The following is a 22,532-nucleotide window of genomic DNA, read 5'->3' as shown; positions in this document are numbered from 1 at the left end:
GTAGCCACGCTCGCTGACTTGCTTGACCGCTTCAGCCTTGAACTCGTCGGTGAAACGTTTGCTGGTCATAGATCCTCCGATCCTCAATAGACACTATCAGGTGTCTACGGAATCGGGGGCGTACCACTGTTGTCTCCTGTGGACTCTTCAAGCTGGAGAAAGATAGACGGCACTGACACTCGGAAAGGCTGATCCCCAGTCATTGAAATAGTGAAATCTGATTTCTTAGGGATCTATCCGTTTGGGCTCCCTGCTCGATGGGCTGTATGGGCCGCATGAGTGATTGATCAGCTAGCAACGTAACCCTAGTGCTGCGGCCGTCCGGGAATCTAGGACAGCGCACCGCTTAAGATCTTGAGATGACAATCGCGTCGCAAGAATTTGCTCTTCGGTGGGGTATTGACGAGACGCGCTCACACGCGCATGAATACGCTCCGCACATTCATTTTGTGCGAATCGTTACCTGGGGAGTCGGATCACTGCTTCGCTAAGGCCCGTCCGGGCCTCGAGTTGTTGTGCCCGTGTCTGTGGACTCGCTTGTGTGACGCCTCACCCCGATGCTCAAACAGGGACAGTTATGTTGCCAGGGCGTTTGATTTGCCACTTGCGTGTTTTCACTTCCAAGGTTGTCGCTCGGTTCCGTCCAGTCCATCCAGATAGAAGGATCGAGCCGCATGGTGAGCATGAGTCGTCGTTGCGGGAGCTGCCTAGCGTTCGGATGGCGGTTTCCATCCAGCGTGTTCCTGCGGTAAAGCGGTATGTCACGCGGATTGTCCTTATGGGGCTGTGCGTTGCATGCGTTCCCTACGGAACTGCGCGGGCGCAGCTCGTTGGGTCGCGCGATGTTGCCGATCCAAAGGACGCACCACTCCTTTCAGCTACCGATGTGGAGGGCTTTCGTCCGCCAGATGTCAGCTTTACGCCCGGCGAAACCGGAGTCATGCCCGGTGTATACATCGCGCCGACGGGCAACGGCACGCAGCGTGCGTGGCATGGCTTTATCACCGCCAACGTGTACGCCTCGGCCGTTCCCTGGTTGAATCAAAACCCCTGTGACAAAGTCGGCGACCCGATTCTTCCGCGCACGGGCACTAAGACGCTTGTCTATCCGTTGTTCGCTCTTCCGGGCGAGATGGGGCTGAAGTACGTGCTGTACTACAACTCATCAAGGCAGGGCTCAAAGTGGGCAAGCAATCTTGATTACAACCTAGATACCACGTGCTCAGACATGGGCGATCTGGCAGGGCAATGCAATTTTGTCAGTGTCTATCGGCCGGACGGGTCCAAGATCAAGTTCAATGGCGGACCGCAAGCGACCACCTATAGACAGGTATCGGGTGGTAACGTCGCCATCCTGACGCGTGATCCGAACTCGGGTAACTTTACCTTCCACGATGAAGACGCGACCACACAGGTTTACTCTTCAAGCGGGGCGCTGTTGTCGATCGTCGATGCGTCGGGTGTGGGTTGGTACTTCGCTTCGACTACTGGCGCAAATGCCACCACAACGGTGACGCATACGAGCGGGCAGTCATTCACGATAACGGGAACCCCCTTCGTGAGTGAGCTTGTCAACGGTGTACGCGTTACTGGATCGTCGACGACTGTCACTGACCCTGGTGGCAATGCCTACACTATCAATTTTGGCAACCTCTATACTCCAAGCGCTACTTCTGACGACGTGGCGGCGATTAGCTATCCGGGCTTACCCGCGACCACAATTTCATTCAAGTATCAAACGCTGCCTACTTCGCCGTTTCCCGCTGTGCTTACGGAAGTGGACTACAACGGCAACCCCTACGCTTATACAACCTATATAACAGCGACGGGCCCGTATTACGGCTGGGCCACTTCCGAGTCGCTGGCCGATGGGTCGATGACGAATACCGTCAACTATGCTGCGGACGCGTCGGGCAATCTCGTCGCAACAATCACGAACCCGCTAGGCCACCAGGCCACGCAGAACTACGCCGGCACCAATGGCTCGGGTGGCGCTTTCAACAGCCAGTTAAGCCTGGTGAGTGATACCGCCGTGCAGACCTGCAGCGCAACCACGCATGGCATTGCCTATGACGCCAATGGACATGTGTCGACGAAGATCGACAATAACGGCAACGTCCATACTTATAACTACGATATCAACGGACAACTTCAATCCGAGACGGAAGCGCAGGGCACTTCTTCCGCCCGGACCACGGACTATGTTTGGGACAGCAATCTCCAGCTCAATCGACTGCTGAGTGAGACGGTGGAGGGCTGGAAACGCACCACCTACACATACAACAGCCAGAATCGCCTGGCCTCTGTCGCAGTTACGAATCTTTCGGGGGCTGGAAGCGCGAACCAGACGTTGACGACGGCCTATAACTACGCGTTCTACGGTAACGGCATGGTGCAAACCATGACGGTCACGAAGCCCTCGCCCAACGGGAGTGATGTCGATACGTACCAGTACGACAGCTTGGGTAATCTCACGTCCTTTTCCAATGGCCTCGGGCAATCCACCACCTACAGCAACTACAACGGTCTTGGTCTGGCGGGACACGTCGTTGGCCCGAACGGTGATGCGACGGACTACACCTATGATGCTCGCGGACGCGTGGCGAGCAAGACGACCTATCCGAACGGTTCTTCGGCAACAACGTCTTATACCTACGATGGCTTTGGTTTGCTTTACACCCAGACCTCACCCGATGGAGAAGTGACCACCTGGAATCGCGACGTGACGATGCGCGTTACCTCTATTACCCGTAACGACAAGGACGGGACGTCCACGGAGAGCTTCAGCTACGACGCCAACGGTGACATCATCGAGCGCGAAGTCACCCGTAGCGGCACGGTGGGGGTGGACGAAGTGTTTCACTACGATGCGCTGGGGCGCCTCTATCAGAAGGTGGGGCAAAATGGTCAGTTGCTGACCTACGCGTATGACGGCAACGGTAATGTTCTGTCGGTCGCGGACGCTGTTGGCCATACCGTGACCCACCAGTACGACGCCCTGGACCGTGTCTCCCAGACCCAGGAATCGGGCGGGGCAAGCCCCGTTATGCCTGCGAGCGCACCGGCGATCAATGCGCCGGGCAGCAATATCAATGGCGCCTACACCGTGAGCTGGACGAGTATCTCGGGAGCGACCTACTACGAGCTGCAAGAACAGGTGAATAGCGGTGGCTGGTCCACCCTTCAAAGTGGTTCCGTGTTGAGCTGGTCCGCCAGTGGCAAGCCTAATGGCACCTACGCGTACCGCACACACGGCTGCAATGTCACGGGTTGCGGGCCCTGGAGTAGCGTCGCCGTGGTCAGCGTGTTGTATCCGCCGGCTACGCCGAGCCTTTCGGCTCCCGCCTCCAACAACACGGGGAGCTATACCGTCAGTTGGAGCGGTGTTGCCACCGCCGCCAGCTATACCCTGCAGGAGCAAGTGAATGGTGGCTCCTGGGCTACCGTACAATCGAACACCGCCACGTCATGGGCTCCCACCGGCAACGCGAACGGGTCGTATGCCTATCAAGTCCAGGCGTGCAACGCGAGCGGATGCAGTGCGTGGAGCGCCGCTAGCATCGTAACCGTATTGTTGCCCCCTGCGACCGCACCCTCGCTCAGCGCTCCGGCCAACAACGGTTCTGGCGCCTACAGCGTGAGCTGGAGCGCCGTGGCCACGTCAACGAGCTACAACCTGCAAGAGCAGGTCAATGGCGGAACCTGGACCACCGTGCAATCCAATGCAGGCGTTGCTTGGAGCGCCGCAGGTAAATCCAATGGCACCTATGCCTATCAGGTGCAAGCGTGCAATGGGGGCGGGTGTAGTGCATGGAGTGCGCTGGCGACCACGGTGGTGCTATTGCCGCCCGGCAGTGCACCGTCGGTCAATTCCCCGAGTACCAATAGCTCGGGAAGCTATACCGTCAGCTGGAGCACCATCACCAATGCGACGAGCTATACCCTCCAAGAGCAGTTGAATGGCGGGAGCTGGACGACCGTACAGTCCAGTGGTGCGACCACCTGGAGCGCCTCGGGTAAAGCCAACGGCACCTACGGTTATCAGGCGCAGTCCTGTAACAGCGGTGGCTGCAGTGCGTGGAGTAGCGTAAGCACCACGGTTGTTCTGCATCCACCGGTTAGCGCGCCCAGTTTGTCCGTTCCGGCCAATAGCGCCTCGGGTAGCTATACGGTGAGTTGGGGAAGCGTTGCCACCGCGACCACCTACAACCTGCAAGAACAGGTCAATGGTGGTAGCTGGACGACCGTGCTATCGGGTAACGCGACCAGTTGGACAGCTAGCGGGCATGGCAACGGAAGCTATGGCTACCAGGTACAGGCCTGCAATAGCAGCGGCTGCGGACCGTGGAGCAGCGCCGGTTCGGCAACCGTGCTCCTGCCACCGGCGAGTGCGCCTGGCCTCAGTGTTCCAGGTAGTAGTACCAACGGTAGCTATACCGCGAGCTGGAGTGGCGTGGCCACAGCTACCAGCTACACCCTGCAAGAGCAGGTCAATGGCGGCGGTTGGTCGACCATCCAGTCCAATGGATCCACAAGCTGGGGTGCGACCGGGCGTGGCAATGGCACTTATGGCTATCGAGTGCAGGCATGCAATGCGAGCGGTTGCGGTCCATGGAGCGGCGTTGCGTCCGTGAATGTGCTCTGGCCGCCTGGCAGCGCGCCGTCGCTGAGTGTTGCGGCCCGGAATTATGCAGCCAGTTACGTCGTGAGCTGGAATGCAGTTGCGACGGCCTCCAGCTATACCCTCCAGGAGCAAGTCAACGGCAGTGGCTGGGCCACGGTGCAGGCCAATGGTGCAACGAGCTGGACCGCATCCGGTCATGGCAACGCCACTTATGGCTATCAGGTGCAGGCATGCAATGCGAGCGGCTGCGGCCCTTGGAGCGGGGTGAGTTCGAGCATCGTCATCATTCCCACGCCCATTGCGGCTAACGGACAGTCTTACGACAACCTGTACGTCATTACGTCGGGTACTGCGACCTCGTCCATTGGCTTCGACATCGCCAATGGCAACACGTGGGAGGTCTTCAAGTACACGTCCAAAACGAGCAAATCGGTGATGGCGTCCGGAGCAATTCCTCCGGGAGCCGTAACGGTTCAGTACACCTGGACCTACGTTGGCGTGCCGGCCAGCGACACCAGTGCGGGCGGCACTGTGACGAATGGCGCAAGTTCACCCACCGGCGTGGGCAGCAATCCAAGCAGCAATTACACGACAGGTAGTGCCAGCTACACCCAGGGTAGCAAGGGGCAGCAGTACACGCTGCGCGTGGATTTCTTTGATGCCAATGGTGTCAATGTTTCCTCGTCCACCTTCACCATGATTGCTGAAACACAGGGGCAAAAGGCATGAGTGCCCGGATTGCAGACGGTATTGCCTCCCTCCGGATAGCCAAAGGAATGCGCTCTATGGGAAAGCGTGCGATGTGCACTGGCCTTGTGTCGGGTGTGGTGGTTGCCATGCTGCTTGTTGCGCCAAGTGCTATGGCGCAAACCACAACAACGAGTTACACCTACGATGTCGGCGACCACGTCACGTCAGTCACCGATCCGCGTGGTTTTGTGACGAGCTATGCCTACGATGGCCTGGGACAGAAGTGGCAGCAGGTAAGCCCCGATAGCGGAACGACCAGCTATGCCTATGACGCGTATGGCCGTCTCGCCACATTGACGCGTGCCGATGGCAGCCAAACCACGTTTGGCTACGATGCCATCGGTCGCCGCACCAGCAAAAGCGCGGGCGGGGTCACCCAGACCTTTGTTTACGATAGTTGTACGAATGGGGCGGGTCGACTTTGCTCGGTGGCGGACCCCACGGGGTCGGTGTCCTACACCTATAACCCGGAGGGTTTGATCACGGGTAGAGGGTTTGCGATTCAAGGAACCAACTATGCCTATGGTTATGGGTACAACAACCTCGATCAGCTCCAAACAGTGGTGTATCCGGACGGCAATCAAGCGATCTATAGCTACAGCAACGGGGTAGTGTCGGCCGTACAGGTTAATGTCGGCGGTACGGTATCCAACGCCGCGACGGCCATCAGCTATCGGCCGGGCAACGGGCCGATGGCGGGCTGGACCTCGGCGAATGGCTTGGCCAACACGCTCACCTACGACACTGACGGTCGCCTGACCGGCATCGTGGTGCCGGGTGTGCAGGGTCTCGGCTTGACCTACGATACAGCCAATCGCATCGTAGGGATCAGTAACAGCATCGATGCCACGATGAATCAAAGCTTCGGCTACGACAGCATGTCCCGGCTCGCGTCGGTGTATGCGCAGGCGGACAATGAGGCGTTCACCTATGACGCCAATGGCAATCGCACCAGCCAAGTGTTGAATGGTGCCTCGGCGACGCTCACACCAGGCAGTGGTAACAATCAGATCGTGTCCCTCGCCGGAAGTGTCAACACCAGCTATGGCTACGACGCAAAGGGCAATATAACGACGGTGTCGGGAGCTCCCACATTTGGCTACGACGCATTCAATCGTTTGAGCACCGCGCCCAATGCCAGCTACTACGTGGGGGGCGAAGGGCAGCGCCTGCGCAAGACGGTCGGTGGAACGAGTACGTATTTCGCGCCGAGTGAAGCAGGGCCGCTGCTCGCAGAGAATCCTGGCGCCTGGACGGATTACGTGTGGCTCAATGGGCGCCTGATCGGACGCATCACGGGTGGGCAGTTCCAGTCCATCCATGACGACCAGGTGGGTCGCCCGGAGGCGATCACCGACAGCAGCGGTATCGTCGTGTGGCGGGCGAGGAACTTTGCATTTGATCGCACGGTGACTGTGGCCAATACGACGCCGCTCAACCTAGGCTTCCCTGGTCAGTATTACGACGCTGAATCGGGACTATGGAATAACGGTTTTCGTGACTATAGCCCGGCCCTTGGGCGGTATGTGGAAAGTGATCCGTTGGGTCAGGCGGCTGGCGTGAATACGTATGCCTATGTGGGTGGGAATCCGTTGAGTAACGTGGATCCATTGGGCCTAGACTTCTTCGGAAAGTGTTTGGCACAGAGCTATCTCGATCAGTATGGCGACGACGCATGGGGTCACGCAAGGCAAGATCGGAACAAGAATCAGGGTCCCGTATATCCGGGCACTCCGCAGGAAGCACTGAGAAACGCAGAGCACTATCTCTACGCCTACCAGGAAGCGAGATCAGGTCAATGGACCAGTACCGCCGCAGTACTATCCATTGGTTATGCCGGGTACAAGATCGCTCGCAACACGGCCCAAGGGTCATCTTCACCCTACAGCGATGACTATCCTTCCATGGATGAGGTTAAGTCTGGCATCGAAGGTAGTTTGGATGGCAAGAGCGGAGGTGGTAAGCCGTCGGACTGCGGATGTAAGGGCCAATGAGAGCAACCATGAATCTGAAGAGATTATTGAATCAAGCAATGTCCGTGGCTTGGTCCGTCGCTGGATTTACGCTAGCCTACATACAGCTGCTCGATCAGCATTACTTCTCGATACTTCTTGTGATGGTGAGCGCGATTTCCCTGGCGATCGGCCATTGGAGAGAGCGTCGCTGGGCAGCTCAATCCACAACATTCCTCGTGCTACTGGTCAACCTATTCTCGATCTTCCTCTGCTTCCCGCCCTACGAAGAAAGCACGACTAGCATTGGGGTAAGGGTCTTGGCCTTTATCGGCATTTCCACGGTTTGCATTGGGCTGTCGATTGGGCTCTACGTCGTTCAACGAAGACCAGTCAAGCCATCTTGAATATTAGTATCTCTAGAATCTTTGAATCTGCCATGCCAGTCCGAGAGGCTTTCACTGGCATCGGAGTTGAACTTCTTCGTCCGTGGAAGCTCCTAACTTTTCTTATCGGGCTTGGCTTACTCATATTCGGCGCATATTGGTATCGGTTTGACGATTGGGATGTGGGGATCAGCATCCTGATGGGAACGAGTACTTATGTGCTCGCTAGCCCGTGCGTTCGACTCCTTATTTCAGTTGGGGGGGGAGGATTCGGGTTGCGATCAATATGCGCCGGCACCGCACTCCTTATTGGTTACCTGGTGGCGGACGGTGAGTACACTGTTTACAACACTCTCATGCACCACCGAATGATTCGTGAGGAGAATTTTGCGACGTCGTTTCCAACATTCTTTCTCTTGGGACTCGCATGGCTATACAAGGGAGGGTTGCGTGAACTCAGTAGAGAGATGATGAGCTGTTTTCTGAGGATTTGGCGTGCGTAGAATTTCTATGCCTATGTCGGGGGCAATCCGCTTAGTGCAACCGATCCGCTTGGCTTGTGGGAATTGCCGTCCCTGCCGCAAGGGTTCGTGAATGCTTCAGCAGGCTTTGGTGATGCGTTGAGCTTTGGTTTGACGGGATTTGCGCGCCATCACCTGGGAATTGGCGGAGTTGATGAATGCTCGTCGGGTTACTCCGGCGGCCAGATGGCGGGCATTGTTGCTGGATTAGCTGATGGAGAGGGCGAGGCGGAAATTGCTTTCCAAACGTCCCACTATGCTTCCCGCTTGTTGGCAGAAGGTCTGGATGTAGCGGGTGCGGAAGCTGCGGTTGCGGGCGAAGTCAGTGCCACCGTATCGAGCGCAACTGCGGGCAGTGCCCTTGGGTCATTCAGTGGTCGACTGACTGTCGACAACGTCCTATTGGAGTACCGAGCATTCCCGCTATCCAATGGAACAATTAATGTCGGAACGATTTTTCCAGTGAGATGACTATGCGCGCACTGAACGATTTAGAGCATGAGGCCATCTCGGCGTTGGCCAACCAAATTGGCCCAGATGATCAGAGGGGCCAGCTTTTGCAAGATCTCAAACACTGCGTTGTCGACGACGCATTGTCCGACGGGTCGATGCTTAAGTTTTTTATCGAAGGATACGATCGGCCGCCATATCGAGGACAGGATACGTTTCGCGGCAAGGACGGATTTCCAGTAGAAGGCGTGATCAAAGATGCCGACGGCGGTGAAATGGATGTCCTTCTGTTCTCAGACCAGAACAAGAGAGTTCTGGAGCTTGAGCTAGTGAAGCATGATGGTTCCCCCGTTCTTGGGCCAGATTGGCATAGCTTCAGTTTGAGATAGCTATGGATCAGGACATGCTTGTCATCGCTGCCGTCGAATCGATCTCCGGTGATAGAGCCAAAGCGGTCTGGTGGCTGAGCCAGCCGCTAGCCACGTTTGGCGGCAAGACAGCGCTTGAGCTAAACGCCGAAGGCCGCGCCAATGACGTGATCCGCTACCTCCAATCCTTCGAATCCGGCTACGTCGGATGAACACCACGAGCACGTGACATCGGTAGCGCGATACTCCGCTACCGATGTCACGTGCCCGGAGAGATTGATGAGCTACGCCACCGACGATGCTGAAATGTCGAGCGCGCGGGAAATCCTCTTCCATTGCCGTGGCCAGATCTGGGCGGCGATCCGTCAGGAGAAGTCCCGTAGTCGTCAGCCGGATGCGCAACGCCTGGCTGACCTTGAGCTGGTGATGTCCCAGCTGCACGACGAAATCGATGCCGTCACGGCCGGTAATCGCGCTGTGACCACACGCGTCCGCTTGCTCTACGGCATGCTGATCAAAGCCGCTTACACGTCGGCCTCGCGCTGACCGGTTGCATCATCCCTGCATCATCTTTGCCGCATATCTGCATCAACGATGCATCATATCTGCACTATCGCTGCATCATCCGTGCATCGCGCCGTGGCCCGCTGGGCCACGTGATTATGCTTGACCTTATTGGCGTGCGCGGAGCGGCTTTTTACGGGTGTTTTTGGCCGGCTTAGGCCCCTTATCCCTTAAGCCGATCCGCCATACACCATACGCACCTAGTCAGGTGCAGCAAGTGCATGACGCGCAAGAACAATTGCAAATATGATGCAAGCGCCTGCGTATATGGCCATCTATACGCTTGGCGAAACTGATGGCTTCGCAGCGCGATCGTTTGCTATACATGCCGCTATACAGTGCATGTGGAAGCAAACAACGATGGCGAAGATAGTCCCGATCCGCTTCAGTGACGAGGCGTATGCGCGCTACGAAGCGATGGCCGCCCAGGCGTTCCCCGAGCCGCTGCCGGTGTCCACGTACCTCAAGAAGCGACTGGCCGCCGGCGACAACACGGCCGAAGCGATGATGATGCTTCGTCAGACGGTCGAGGATCTGGCCGACCGCGAGGCACCGCCGCCGAGTCTCGATGCATCGCAGGCCGACACGTCGAAGATGCTGCTCGAAGTCCTGCTCTTGCTTCGCGCGGTGGCCGATCCTGGCCGTGTGCGTGCCGTGCAGAGTGAACTGCAGCGCATCGGTGTCGATATATGGCGAGGAAAAGCCTAGCGGCAGGCGTGGCCCGACTCGGATCAGGCTGGAATTATTAGCCCGCTAATATCTTTAGAAATAGAAAAAACCTACCTCACAGGCCGCTCACGCGACCTGCGAGGTAGGTTTATGCGACAGGCTATCGAGAGCCGAATCGTTATCTTTTAGCGGCCTGCTTGCTGCAGTACCGTATCGATCATCTGGCTAACGAACTTCTGCTGCGCCTTGGGCAACTGGCTGACTTGCTCTAGCTGTTGTAGCAACTTGGGCGACGGTCCGCGCTTGCCGTTGCGCCGACGTCAGAACGCTGAGGCGTTTCAAGCGGGCGGGGCGTGGGTGGTGCATGCCCCGCCGTTTTTGCGTCACTGAACCCAGGGCATCTCGGGTATGTCGGCATCCACCGATGTGCCATCGATGCGCGTTGACAGCCAGTGTTCCACTTTTTCCAGCGGGCAGCTCGTCTCACCGGGGCAGGGTGGCAGCGGCATCGAGCGGCGCACCAGCGCATCGTCACGGGTGAAGTTGGCCTGGCGAAGCGCTTCCAGCGTGGGCATTGCGCTCGACAAGGACACCATGTCCACGCCGTGCGTGCGGCGCAGGTCCAACACCAGGGCACCGCCGGGCGGGTAATCGTCCGGTTGGCGCGCGTCATGCCAATCGGCATCCAGCAGGCCACCGATATTGGCGAGGTTCGTGTCATGGCCCAGCAGGAACACGGTGCGTGTGGATGCCGGCGCCAGCGGTGTCGCGACAGGCTTTTCCCCCGCGGCTTGTTGCAGCGTGGCGAGCATGTGCGAGAGCAGGTTGGAGCCCATCTGTGCGGCGGCGGGCATCGATTTCTTGGCCAGCGCGAACTGCAGGTTGTGCAGGGTGATGAGTTGTCCGATCAGCGCGCCATCGGCCCGCCCCCATGCGACATGGCTGAGTGCGAAGCCCTGCGCATAGCCCAGCATCAGGTTTTCGCTGAGGCTGCCGGCGGTCTTGAGCGCCTTGGCGCGCGCGGAGGGATCGCCCGCCTTGGCAGGATCGAGCAAGGGACGGCGACCCCGCGCCATGGCCTGCGTGAGGCAGGCCTCGTCCTGGCAGCCCAGCAGCACCTGCTGCAATGCATCGAAGGCCGGTGGCGGCCAGTCACGCGGGGGCGCCATGCTGCCGCTGTCGTCCTTGCCTTCGTCCTTGGCGCCGAAATGGAACAACGGGTTATTGGTGTCTGCAGGCAGCGCCTGAAAGCGGCCGTTGCACGCGGGGGCCAAGCCGCGAACCAAGGCTTCGCCGCTGGCGCGATTGCGCGGTGTGCTATCGGCAATCACCCGCACGTTGCGATCCAGCGTGGCGCAATCGCCCTGCCACAATGCATCGGCCATCAATAGCTGGCGATAGCGCAAGCCCAGCGCGCGCAATCCCTCACTGCCGTGTTCGGTAAGGACGCCGGGCGCCACCGGCCACGTCGGCCAGGGTTCACGCGAATACACCGACAACTCCGACGGCGCGCTGGTGGGCGAACGCACGCCGTGGCGCATCAGCACGATGCGCACGCGCAGCTCGCCATCGTCGGGTGTGGTCGCGGTCGCTGCAGCATGCCCGCCCAGCGTCGCCGCGACGCCGAGCAGAACGCGGCAGAACAGCATGGAGGCGCGCGCCATCACAGCTTCACCGACAGGTCGAGGAACACGCCGCGGCCCGGCAGGCCGAAGTAGAGGTTCTGGCCGCTCACCGACTGCGTGCCCGCGTAGCCGGCAATCTTATGTGCGTTGAAGAGGTTGTTCACATCCATGCTGATGGACCAGCCTTTGGCGCCCCACGGGCCGTGATCGGCACGAAAGCCAAGTGCTGCATCCACCGCGAGATAGCCGCCGATCGGCGCGCTGTTGACGAACACCGTGTTGCCGCTGTTGTCGGTGTCGTTGTCCAGGCCGTACTGACGACCCACGAACTTGCCCATCAGCGAACCGAAGTACCCCTGCGGGCTGCTGACCAGTACGCCGAGCGCAGCGGTCATCTTGGGCGTGGCCGCCACACGCACGTCGCTGCCCTTATAGGTAGCCTTGTTGTAGCTGGCGTTGCCGTACAGGCTCAGCATCGGGCTGATGGCGTAGGTGCCCTCGATCTCCGCACCCTTGTAGATCGCGCCGCCGCCGTTCACGTACGCGCTCTCATTGCCGTTGGAAGTGTGAACGGTGGTTTCGGTGATGTAGTTGTTGAAGTCGATGTAATAGAGCGAGGCGCCAAAAGTGAACTGGCGCGTCGCGTAGGCGGTGCCGATCTGGTAGTTCGTGGTGGTTTCCGGGTTCAGGCCGCGCGAGCCGTTGAGTTCGATCACGTCGATGGGCGGCGCGAGAAAGCCCTTGGCCGCCTGGGCGTAAGCGCTCCATTCGTCGGTGATGCGCTCATGCAGACTCAGGGACGGCAAGGTGTCGCTATAGGTCGCGTCCGTATGCGCCGGCGCCGGCGGTGTCACCTTGTTCAGCGTGGCGTTGAGCGAGCGGGTAACTTCCGAGTAGCGCAGGCCCGGGCTCAGCGTGAGACGGTCGGTGATGCTCCAGTCGTATTGCACATACGGCTGCACGGTGTCGGTGCGGTCGTTGAGCAGGTAGTTGTACTGGTTGCCGTACTTAGTGCCGGTGGGCCGGCCGGTGGTCATATCCAGCGGTAGCTGATAGCGCGCATCTATATTGCGCTCCAGCCAGATGCCGGTCTGGAAGCTGCCGGGTCCCAGCTCGCGGGCCAGTCGCAGCACGTCGCCGAAGGCATGGAAGCCTGCGTCGGCCTGCTTGCCCGGTACATCCGTGGCGGACTTGCCGACCTTCTTGCCCTTGGCATCGTAGAAGGTCACGCCGTTGTCGGCCGGATTATTGTCGGTGGCGTCGCTGGTCTTGTTCGACCAGTGGTCGAAACTGTTGTAGTAGACCTTGTTGTCGATATCCCACGCGCCCAGGCGTGAGGTAAGGCCGAGGTAGGTGAAGCTGGAGTAGTACGCGGCGTTGTTGTAGCCGCTGTAGGACTGCAAGGTGGGATCATCGCGCAGGCCATAGCGCCAGCCGTACTGGGCGATCTCGGACAGCGTGGCGCCCTGCACGGTGTTCTGGTGTTCCTGGTTGTAGCTGGTGAGAAAGGTCAGCTGCGTCGCGGCGCCCAGGTCGGTAATGGTCTTGATGAATACATGCTCGCGGCGATCGTCGGTGCCCTCCAGGTAGGTGTCGCTGCGTTCCTTGGAGATATCCGCGAACACGCGCGTGTTGCCGAAACGCTCATCCGCGCTCACGCCGCCGGCCCGCGTGTTCCAGCTGCCCACGGTGAGGTAGGGCGTGATGCCAGGCACCTCGCTGGGCTCGCGCGAACGCAGTGCCACGGTGCCGCCGAAGGTGGCATTGCCGATGGTGGAGCCACCTCCCGGGCCACGGTCGATCTCCGCCTGACCAAGCACGTGGTTGTTGAAGTACGCCGAGGTGGTGTGATGCAGGTCGCTGGCGTCGCCGAACGGAATGCCGTCGAACGTGATATTGAACTGGCCATCCTGAAAGCCACGGATGCTGATGCCTTCGTTCTTGCCCAGACCCGGGCCTTCCGGCGAAGTCACCGTGACACTCGGCGCGTACTTGATGATGTCGTCGAAGTTGGCGTTGAAGCGCAGGCCGTCGCGAATGAAGCGTTCATCGATCACCGAGGTGGGCTGTATCGCGTCCAGCGGCGCAGCGCTTGGCGCCAGCGTATCCACCGGGTTGGCGTGCACGCTGATCGGCGCCAGGTCGCGTGTGCCGCTATCGGTATCAATGCTGCCCATGCCGCGCGATGCTGCCGCGGCTTGGTCGTTTCCCGACGCGGTCGCCGGCACGATGGTGACCGTGGTGGGGGTGACAAAGCGGTAATCCAGCCCGGTTCCCTGCAACAGATCGCGCAACTGCTGGCGCGTATCGGTGGCGTGCGTGCCTCGTGTGCGTACGCTGCCGGCCACATCGGCGGCGTAGACGATCTGCAAGCCCTGGCGCTGGGCAAGCTGATCCAGTGCCTGGGTGAGCGGCATCGGTGCGATGGCAACGGGCGCCGTTTGCGCCATGGTGTGAAAGGGAAGGGCGCTGCCGAGGAGCAGCGCGATCTGAAGCGGCAAAGGACGACGCATGAGTGGACCCTGTAAGTGAACGGTTCGCTGGCAAGGCACTGTTTGCGCTGCCCATGCCTACTTACGAGTCCGGGCGGCACCGGTCGGGTACCGCTATTTGCATGAATTTTTTCTTACAGTCGCCGCGTGCGCGACGCGGCGGGTGCGCGGTCGATACGGATGGCGTCGTTCTGGTGCTGCACGGTGACGCCGGGCAGCGAGCGAAGATAGGCGATGAAGGCATCCACGTCGCGCGCGTGGAATCGCCCGGAAATGCGCGTTTGGGCAAGCGCGGTGTCTTCGATCAGCAGCGGCGGTGCGCCATAGCTGTGAAAGCGCTGGGCCACGTCGGCCACGGTGGCATTCTGAAAGTGGATATCCGCCGGCAGCCATGCGGTGGCGGCGGCCAGGTCTGCGTGGCGCTCCAGTGTGCGCACCTGCCCTTGCTGGCTCATGTGCACGCGCTCGCCGCCACCCAGGTCGGCCAGTGCGCGGGTGCCGGCCTCGGCGTCGTGCGGCCAGACGCGTACGCGGCCGCTGAGCACGGTGACGCTGCCGCCTGTTTCCTCCAGGCGTGCATCGAACACGGTGCCCACGTCTTCCAGCACGTTGTTGCCCAAGCTCACACGCAGTGGCCGGGATTCGTGCGCTACGTCGAACAGCGCCGCGCCGCGCGCGACGCGGATGCGGCGCTCGCTAGCGTCGTAGCGCACCGCAAGCAGACTCCCACGGTCCAGGGTCACCTGCGTGCCATCGGCCAGCCTCACTTCGCGAATGGCTTGCGCGTCGCCGGTATAGATCGCAGCCGGCTCGGGCTCGCGCATGAACAGTGTGGGCGCGGCGACCGCGAGCAGGCATGCGGCCATGGCGGCATGCCACGGCCATACGCGTCTTGGTGTGTGGCGTTGGGCAGGGCGCGGCACGGGTGCTACCCCTAGCGGCACCACCTGACCTTGCTGGCTCGCCAGTTCGGTCAGTTCGCACGCATCCAGGGGGTCGAGCGCCGCCGCCGCTGATAGATCGCCGTGCATCTGCGCCATCGCCAGATACTCGGATACGTGCAATGGCGATGCGCGCAGCCACGCCATGAACGCCGCCTGCTGGTCGGGCGAGAGTCCATCACGCTGGTCGAGGTACCAACTGGCGGCCTGTTCGGCCATGCGGCGAAGGTCGGCGGCGTGCTGCAATCGATGTTCAGTCATAGCGCGCCATCCCGGTGCGGCAGGCGGCCAGGCCCTTCATGATGTACTTCTTGACCATATTGGGCGAGATGGCCAGGCGCTCGCCAATTTCCCGATAGCCCAGCTCGTCGCGGTAGTGCATCACCAGCACGGCACGGCATTTGGACGGCAGGCGTTGAATCAACTCGCCCAGGCGCTGGCGGCGCACGGCGCGATCCACCTGTGCCGCCGCCTCGCAGGGAGTGGCCAGTTTTTCGAGCACGTCTTCCAGCTCTTCGCCGCCGACCGGAGTGCGCTGGCGCATCGCCGCGTGTTCCCGAATCAGGTTGGCGGCAATGGTGAACAGATAAGCCTCCGGGTTGCGGATGGCATCGGGGTTGTGGCGGTCGGCACGCAGCAGCCGCAGATATAGCTCCTGCACCAGATCCTGCGCGTCCCACGCGTGCGCGGTACGCTTACGAAAGTAGCGATCCAGCGTGTCGCGCTGCGCCTCGAACAGGTGCGTCAGTTCGGTCGTGGGCTTGAAAGTCACAGGCGGTCGCAAGGTGGCCGGCTGCGCGGCGGCGGAGGGTGAACCCTAGAGGGCGTATATGACCGTTGTGTGAAATGCGCGATGGGCACGCGGCACTCTAAGCTCTGGGAGCAAGCCGGCGCTGCACCGGAAAACATGCGGAGAATTTACGCGTGGGGGCCGATTGGATGTGGCGCCTTTACCGGTGGCGCGCGCAGCATGACGCATCGCATCCGATCGACGGCGGTAACGCAACGTGACCATTCTGATTGTGCAGGGACCTCATGCCGGCCAGCGTTCGCTGGGCGAGGATTGGGTAAGTGCATTGGCGCAACGCGCACGCGCGGCGGGCCGCACGCTGGCGATCCATCGCTGCTCGCAGCTGAGGGAGTTTGTGGGGTCGATTCGCTCGGCGCGTGCGGTGGATACCGAGTTCATGCTGATTGACCCGGGCGAGCTGGCCGAAGCCGCACGCGAGCACCCGGAAGAGGGGCTCGTGGATGCGCTGGCGCAGCTCGATTCGCCGTACATCGATGTGCATGACGACTGCGCCACCGCCTTTGAGCCAGTCGACCCGCAACACGGCGCCCCCATCGCCACCATCGTGAGCAATGGCGACCTCGCCACCGGTTATCGCATCGCGCTGGGTATCGCGCTACGCAGTCTGGCCGCCTGACGCCGGGCGAGCCTGTGCCGGCGGTTTACGACATTTATACGCTGGGGCGCAGGCGCGCCTATCGAATCTTTATGCGAGCCCCATCCAGAATGGCGGGATGAAACGCTGCAAGACGATGGGCATCCACGGCCGGCAGCTTTGCGCTTGCCTCAGGATCGCTTTGTCGTGCCCCATCTCAAGTCTATGCGCTTCATGCCCTGGCTAGCATCGCGGGCCTCATGGCTGGGCCGCGCCTGGGACTTCGAGCGCGGTGTTGTCGGCGGCACGCCATGGCGTGGGCTGCTGCCGGCATTGCTGGCCTGTGGTGCGGCGACGTTGCTGGCGGCCCTGTTGCTCCGTGTCTTCGACCTGTCCAACGTCGTCATCCTGTTTCTGTTTACCGTGGTGCTGGTGTCATTGCGCTGGGGTCGCATGGCCGGCGCCGTGGCTGCGCTGTTGGGCGTGGTCAGCTTCGACTTCTTCTTTGTGCCGCCGATCTTCTCGTTCCATGTATCGGATACGCAGTATCTGTTTACCTTCACGCTGACCCTGGTGGTGGGGCTGGTTACCGGGCAGTTGGCGGCCCGCTTGCGCGAGGAGGCCGCATCGGCGGCAGCGGGCGAGCAGCGCGCGACGGCGCTGGCAAGCATCGCAAGCCAATTGTCGGCCGCATCGAGCGTGGAAGAGGTGCAGGCCGTTTGTGCACAGGCTATGGCGCCGATGTTCGATGCCCAGGGTTACCTGTGGTTCTCTCGCCATGCGGACATGCGCACGCCAATGGTTGAGGGCTTCGATGAAGCGGTAGCGCATTGGGTAGGTGAGCATGCGCGCTCAGCCCCATGCGCCAGCGTGTCGTCGGGTGCGTGGTATCGCTATGTTCCGCTGATCTCACCGATGGGTGCGGGTGGTGTGCTGGTATGGCGTGGTGACGCGCTGGCGTCATCGCTTGGCCATGAGCAGCAGCGGTTGTTGGAAGCGTGTTCTGCCCTGATCGGCCAGGCACTGGTGCGCATCCATTTTGCGGATATGGCGCGTGAGGCGCAGGTTCGCGTCGAAGGCGAGCGATTTCGGCATACCTTGCTGGCTGCGGTGTCGCACGATCTGAAAACCCCGCTCACCGCCATTCGTGGCATGGCCGAAACCCTGGAACTGGCGGACGCGCTACCGGTGGGTGATCGCGTCGCGGTGGCCGGTGCCATCCGCCATCAAGCAGATGCCTTGCACCGACAGGTAATCAACTTGTTGGATCTGGCGCGGATACAGGGGCATGGGGTGTGTCTTTACCCGGAATGGCACGCGATCGGTGAGGTGGTCGAGTCGGCGCTGGCCAGCGCGGCGGCATCCCTGGGGGAGCGATGCATCCACGTCACGCTGGATGCAGACTTGCCGCTAGTGCAGCTGGATGCCGCTCTGTTCGAGCGCGTGCTGGCGAATCTGTTGGACAACGCGGCCAAATACACGCCGTGCGATGCCTGCGTGGAAGTGGGCGCGCGTGTGCATGAGGGTGCGTTGCATCTGTATGTCGAGGACGACGGTCCTGGCCTTCCGGCGGGCGTGGATGCCGAGTCGCTGTTCGCTCCCTTTGCGCGGGGTGTGCAGGAGTCGGCCATCAGTGGCGTGGGGCTGGGGCTGGCGTTGTGTCGCAGCATCGTGGAAGCCCACGGTGGGGTAATGGATGCGCAGGCGCGCGAGCCGACGGGTGTGCGCTTTGCCATCCACGTGCCGCTGCACCGTCCGCCCATGGTAGAGCCGGAGCCGCAGTGATGACGCGCCCACGCATTCTTCTGGTGGAAGACGAGGCCGATATCCGACGCTTTATCCGGCTTGCGCTGGAGCGCGAAGGCATGGCCGTGTTCGAAGCGGCCAGCGCGCTGGAGGCGCGCATTGGCGCGGCGAGCCGGCAACCGCAGCTGGTCGTGTTGGATCTGGGTTTGCCGGATGGCGATGGCAAGGGATTCATCCAGGATCTCCGTGGCTGGTCCAGCGCGCCCGTGCTGGTGCTGTCGGCGCGCGAGCACGAGCAGGAGAAAGTGGCGGCGCTGGAAGTGGGCGCGGACGACTATCTGACCAAGCCGTTTGGTGTGCCGGAGCTGGTGGCGCGTGTACGCGCCCATCTGCGTCGGGCGAGCCTGGTCAGCGCGGATGGTGCCGCGCCGTCGATAGTACGCTTCGGTGCGGTGGCGGTAGATCTGGCTACCTACGAAGTGTCACGTGACGGTGTACCCGTGCACCTCACACCCAATGAGTTTCGTTTGCTCACGGCGCTGATTCGCGGTCAGGGCAAGGTGATTACCTATCGCCAGCTGCTGCTGTCGGTATGGGGGCCGGGCTATTCGGATCGGCCCCACTATGTGCGCGTGTATATGAACAACCTGCGCCAGAAGCTGGAACGAGATCCTGCGCGTCCGCAACATCTGGTTACCGAGTTGCAGGTGGGCTATCGCCTCGCCGGCATCCATCCAGGCGAGGCGACAGTGCGGAGCGTACTAGAACGTGGCCTTGAGGCTTGCCACCACGCGAGTGTGGTAGATGTCGCCTGAGCCATGCGTATCGGTATCCCAATAGCGCACATCGAGCGAGGTGTGGCTATTGATCGCCCACGTCACGCCAAGGTTCCAGGTGTTGTACGCGAAGCGCGCGGTGCTTCCATCCGGGCGCGTTACCGAGTGCGCGATGAACTGGCGACCAAACGCGGTCGATGCGGTCCATGCCGGGTCGAAGGCGTAGCTGAGATTGGCCTCACCATACAACGCGTGCTTGGCGCTGCCTGGGAAGTTGGGTGAGTAGTACGCCGCGCTGCCTAGCGTCCACGCGCCCAAGGCGTGGGAACCACGCAAATAGGTTTCCGCATAGGACTCGCGCAGCGTGCGCGGCTGGTCGCGATAGCCGTAGTAGATATAGCCAAGATCCAGGTTGATGCCTGCCACGGTGGGCCGCCAGCCACCGTAGAGGTCGTATTCCTGGCTTGTGCTGCTATCGCCGGATGGCGAGAAATCCACGTTCGATGTCCATGCACCGAGGTACCACTGGCTACCGTATGTAAGGTCGGCGCCGGCAAAGCCGGAGGGGCGCTCATTGGTCTGGCTGATACCTCGAAATACGTAGTCGCTCTGCGCACCTACGTTGAATGCCAGCTGCCAGTCCGGGATCGGCGTCGACGCCGGCATGGGGGGTGCGGCGAACTCATCCACCGGCACCGCGGAGTTGGCGTCCTGGGCATGAGCAAAAGCGGTCGTGCCGAGCGGCAGCGCCGCCAGCATCCAAAAGAGAGACTTTTTCATGGGTGATTCATCCGCACGTTGCGGTATGCGATCGTTCACGCGTACCGAATGGAAACTGCGGCACATGCTAGGAACGGCTGTCTAAAGACGGCGCTGAGTTTCGCGTGCGGCTATCAAGGCCATATCAAGAGCTGCGGGCGCTAGCCGAGCGTGCATCGGTTGGGCGCTTCTTTATGGGGAAGGGATGCGGGGGCATGGGGATCGATGAATCGATGCATTGCCATTCGCCAAACATGACGTCGCAAGTTCATGGTCGTCTTTGCGCACGTCTTCGCGTTTGGTGGTGCCGCACGGGGTGCCAAGCGCGTCGATCGCAGGGCGTCGGTCAGCGCGGACGAGGGGATGCGCGTTGGCATGCAAGTGACATTATCTTGATGGTGAGGATTCCATGGCTGGCCATTTGCACGCGCTCATCTTCTATACGGTACTGCTGGGGTTTTTCACCACGCTTGCCATGTTCCTCCTCCAGCTTCGCACTTACTGGCGGGTGGACCATCGCAGCCTGGTGGTGCTGGCCGCCAGCTCTGGCTTGGGCATGATCTATTCGGCGTTGATCCTGATGACGCTGGTGCTCGCCAGCGATATGGCGCTGCGCTGGTTCTTCTACGTGGCTGGCGCGCTGTTTCTTACCGCGCAGTGCGCGATTGGGGTGTGGGGCACGGCCTCGTTGTTTCGGGCGTTTGAGAAGGCTTCGGCCGAGCGCCGTTGAGGCGCCCGCCCGTGGCCTGGAAGTCGGACGAAGCCAGCTCATCGATGGCCACGGGAAGCCCGCGGCTGCGGGCTTCCTGAGTGCGTGATGGCTACCTGCCGTCGAGTGAGTAGCGGCCCGGGCCGTGGAGACAGAGCAGCAGCAGGCCCCCCGCGATGCTTACGTTTTTGTAGAAATTGATCATGGCGCTGGTGCGCTCGGGATCATCCATGTTCCAGAACGGATGGCCGATCAGTGCCGCGGCCAGCGTGTACAAGCCGAGCAATAGCGCGAGTGGGCGCGTGTAGAAGCCCAGCACGATGGCGACGCCGACAAAGAACTCCATGATCACCGCGATGGCCGCGGAAATCGTGGGCATCGGCACGCCGGTGGACGCCATGTAGCCGGCGGTAGCGGAGAAGCCGATCAGCTTGCTCCAGCCGAACACCACGAACAGGATCATCAGCAATACGCGTGCGACAAGGGTCAGAGCGTCCTTGCTACCCTCCAGTAACGTATATCGCATGGTCGTTCTCCCATGTATGTACGTGAAGGGTGCGGGCATGCCGCCCGCGCCGACCGCGTCGGCGAATCCACGCGGTCGCGAACACTATATCGCGCCACGCGGAGCACGGGAGAGATATCTGGCGATGTTCGCGGGGCTTGCGGCATGCAGGTGCGACCTGCGGTGCCAGGCAGGCTCAGGCATCCTCGGGGATGTCGCTCTTGTAACGGTCGGCGGCGTGGTCACGAGAGAGCATCGGCGCCAACCGATGACGCGCGGTTTCGAAGCGCTCCCAGTCGTCGGGGTCCGGCAGCGAGGGCAGCGTGACCAGTTCGCCTGCGTCGAAGCCGGCCAGCGCCGCATCCACCATTTCATCCACTTCCATTACCCATTCGGCGGGAATGCGCGCCAGCCGCTCGCCCGCTTCGCCTTGCAGATGCGTGCGAGTGACGCCGGGCAACACCACCTGCACGCGCACGCCCTGTTCGGCGATCTCCGCGTGCAAGGCCTGCGTATAGCTCAAAAGATAGCTCTTGCTGGCCGCATAGCTGCCGCCGAAAGTGTCCGGCGTGAGTGCCAGCACCGAGCCGATGTTGATGATGCTGCCACGGCCTTGGTGCAGCAGACGGGGAAGGAGGGCGGCGACGAGCCGCGTCGGGGCGACCACATTGAGCTGGATCATGGCCTCGTGCACGTCGGCCGGCGTGCTGGCGATGGCGCTGCCGCTGGCGATGCCGGCGTTGTTGACCAGCATGCCGATGCGCGTGTCTTCGCGCAGGCGTTGCTCTACGCGCAGGCGTTCGGCCGGCACGGTAAGGTCGGCGGTCAGTATTTCCACCCGCCCCCGATGGTCGCGGACGAGGCGTTCCGCCAGCGCCTCTAGCCGGGCCGCGTGGCGTGCCACCAGCACCAGGGGATGGCCGCGCTGGGCCAGGCGGTCGGCGTAGGTGGCGCCGATGCCGGCGGAGGCGCCGGTAACCAGCGCGGTATCGATCGATTCGGTGAATGACACAACGAACCTCCAGTAGCGGGTGCGGGCGAGCGCGGCTCGCCACATTAGGCATGCCGGCAGGTGGATGTCACGCCCCTAACGAGTGAAGGCGGGACGCGGCCTTCACTGGCGGGTAGGTAGAAGTACCTGGCGCGGTAGCGTGGTTTTGCGCGCAAGGTCCTTCTGATACCTGGGGATAGCCCGCACGACACGTGCTGGCGCGCGTAGCGTCGAGGTGTTTCGTTTCCCGCGGCTGCCGGCAATGCGTTGTACCGGCCGGTGCTGACGTTGACCGAGCCGGCCCATGACATTCAAAAGG

Annotated in this window: 19 protein-coding genes; 12 read left to right on the top strand and 7 right to left on the bottom strand. The window is 61.3% G+C overall.

The annotated features are described in order from the left end of the window. Nucleotides 1-1,558: 1,558 nt before the first annotated feature. From JHD67_RS04340 to JHD67_RS04305, 8 genes are all read left to right on the top strand, one after another. Nucleotides 1,559-5,353 carry an RHS repeat protein gene (locus tag JHD67_RS04340; RefSeq protein ID WP_199097675.1) on the top strand — a complete coding sequence of 1,265 codons (3,795 nt, stop codon included), beginning with the start codon at nt 1,559-1,561 and terminating at the stop codon, nt 5,351-5,353. After that, nucleotides 5,350-7,368, top strand: a complete 2,019-nt coding sequence (locus JHD67_RS04335) for an RHS repeat-associated core domain-containing protein (protein ID WP_199097673.1) — start codon at nt 5,350-5,352, stop codon at nt 7,366-7,368. Before JHD67_RS04340 ends, JHD67_RS04335 begins: the two co-directional genes overlap by 4 nt. An 8-nt stretch (nt 7,369-7,376) precedes the next feature. Continuing rightward, the gene (locus JHD67_RS04330) at nt 7,377-7,733 is read left to right on the top strand and encodes a hypothetical protein (protein ID WP_199097671.1); all 357 of its coding nucleotides are present in this window, start codon (nt 7,377-7,379) and stop codon (nt 7,731-7,733) included. A 569-nt stretch (nt 7,734-8,302) separates the two neighbouring features. Further along, the gene (locus JHD67_RS04325; protein ID WP_199097669.1) at nt 8,303-8,704 is read left to right on the top strand and encodes a hypothetical protein; all 402 of its coding nucleotides are present in this window, start codon (nt 8,303-8,305) and stop codon (nt 8,702-8,704) included. A gap of 2 nt (nt 8,705-8,706) precedes the next feature. Then, entirely contained in the window at nt 8,707-9,072 is a 366-nt protein-coding gene (locus tag JHD67_RS04320) for a hypothetical protein (RefSeq protein ID WP_199097667.1), read from the top strand. 14 nt (nt 9,073-9,086) lie between these two features. Continuing rightward, entirely contained in the window at nt 9,087-9,263 is a 177-nt protein-coding gene (locus JHD67_RS04315; RefSeq protein WP_199097666.1) for an antitoxin Xre/MbcA/ParS toxin-binding domain-containing protein, read from the top strand. 67 nt (nt 9,264-9,330) lie between these two features. Further along, nucleotides 9,331-9,597, top strand: coding sequence for a hypothetical protein (locus tag JHD67_RS04310; protein ID WP_199097664.1), 267 nt, complete (start codon nt 9,331-9,333; stop codon nt 9,595-9,597). 378 nt (nt 9,598-9,975) lie between these two features. After that, the gene (locus JHD67_RS04305; RefSeq protein WP_199097661.1) at nt 9,976-10,323 is read left to right on the top strand and encodes a hypothetical protein; all 348 of its coding nucleotides are present in this window, start codon (nt 9,976-9,978) and stop codon (nt 10,321-10,323) included. A 344-nt stretch (nt 10,324-10,667) separates the two neighbouring features. On the opposite strand, the gene JHD67_RS04300 is transcribed toward JHD67_RS04305, so the two are convergent. From JHD67_RS04300 to JHD67_RS04285, 4 genes are all read right to left on the bottom strand, one after another. Then, complete coding sequence (locus JHD67_RS04300; RefSeq protein WP_199097659.1) at nt 10,668-11,948, bottom strand: histidine-type phosphatase; 1,281 nt, start codon at nt 11,946-11,948, stop codon at nt 10,668-10,670. Then, on the bottom strand, nt 11,948-14,422 hold the full coding sequence (locus JHD67_RS04295) for a TonB-dependent receptor (RefSeq protein ID WP_199097657.1): 2,475 nt from the start codon (nt 14,420-14,422) through the stop codon (nt 11,948-11,950). Before JHD67_RS04295 ends, JHD67_RS04300 begins: the two co-directional genes overlap by 1 nt. A 113-nt stretch (nt 14,423-14,535) precedes the next feature. Beyond that, nucleotides 14,536-15,603 (bottom strand): FecR domain-containing protein, encoded by a 1,068-nt coding sequence (locus JHD67_RS04290; RefSeq protein ID WP_199097655.1) that lies wholly within the window; start codon nt 15,601-15,603, stop codon nt 14,536-14,538. Continuing rightward, complete coding sequence (locus JHD67_RS04285; protein ID WP_343214303.1) at nt 15,596-16,114, bottom strand: RNA polymerase sigma factor; 519 nt, start codon at nt 16,112-16,114, stop codon at nt 15,596-15,598. Before JHD67_RS04285 ends, JHD67_RS04290 begins: the two co-directional genes overlap by 8 nt. Before the next feature lie 235 nt (nt 16,115-16,349). Here JHD67_RS04285 and JHD67_RS04280 point away from each other — a divergent pair, with 235 nt between their 5' ends. From JHD67_RS04280 to JHD67_RS04270, 3 genes are all read left to right on the top strand, one after another. Beyond that, nucleotides 16,350-16,769, top strand: a complete 420-nt coding sequence (locus JHD67_RS04280; RefSeq protein ID WP_199097653.1) for a hypothetical protein — start codon at nt 16,350-16,352, stop codon at nt 16,767-16,769. A gap of 165 nt (nt 16,770-16,934) precedes the next feature. Further along, nucleotides 16,935-18,512, top strand: a complete 1,578-nt coding sequence (locus JHD67_RS04275; RefSeq protein WP_199097651.1) for a DUF4118 domain-containing protein — start codon at nt 16,935-16,937, stop codon at nt 18,510-18,512. Beyond that, nucleotides 18,512-19,288 carry a response regulator gene (locus JHD67_RS04270; RefSeq protein WP_199097650.1) on the top strand — a complete coding sequence of 259 codons (777 nt, stop codon included), beginning with the start codon at nt 18,512-18,514 and terminating at the stop codon, nt 19,286-19,288. Before JHD67_RS04275 ends, JHD67_RS04270 begins: the two co-directional genes overlap by 1 nt. Here JHD67_RS04270 and JHD67_RS04265 read toward each other — a convergent pair. Beyond that, nucleotides 19,235-20,029 carry a TorF family putative porin gene (locus tag JHD67_RS04265; RefSeq protein ID WP_199097648.1) on the bottom strand — a complete coding sequence of 265 codons (795 nt, stop codon included), beginning with the start codon at nt 20,027-20,029 and terminating at the stop codon, nt 19,235-19,237. The genes JHD67_RS04270 and JHD67_RS04265 overlap by 54 nt on opposite strands. A gap of 388 nt (nt 20,030-20,417) precedes the next feature. Between JHD67_RS04265 and JHD67_RS04260 the strand changes: the two genes are divergently transcribed. Next, the gene (locus tag JHD67_RS04260; protein ID WP_199097646.1) at nt 20,418-20,738 is read left to right on the top strand and encodes a hypothetical protein; all 321 of its coding nucleotides are present in this window, start codon (nt 20,418-20,420) and stop codon (nt 20,736-20,738) included. Nucleotides 20,739-20,829: 91 nt separating this feature from the next. Here the strand turns inward: JHD67_RS04260 and JHD67_RS04255 are convergent, their stop codons facing one another. Beyond that, nucleotides 20,830-21,243: a DoxX family protein gene (locus JHD67_RS04255; protein ID WP_199097644.1), complete on the bottom strand. Its 414-nt coding sequence runs from the start codon at nt 21,241-21,243 to the stop codon at nt 20,830-20,832. Nucleotides 21,244-21,418: 175 nt separating this feature from the next. Continuing rightward, complete coding sequence (locus JHD67_RS04250; protein WP_199097642.1) at nt 21,419-22,234, bottom strand: SDR family oxidoreductase; 816 nt, start codon at nt 22,232-22,234, stop codon at nt 21,419-21,421. Between the last annotated feature and the right edge of the window lie 298 nt (nt 22,235-22,532).

Origin of the sequence: Dyella sp. ASV21 (assembly GCF_016428975.1) — a bacterium.
GTDB lineage: Bacteria > Pseudomonadota > Gammaproteobacteria > Xanthomonadales > Rhodanobacteraceae > Dyella.
The sequence above is the reverse complement of the archived record's forward strand: the minus strand, read 5'-3'. Positions and strand labels throughout refer to the sequence as shown.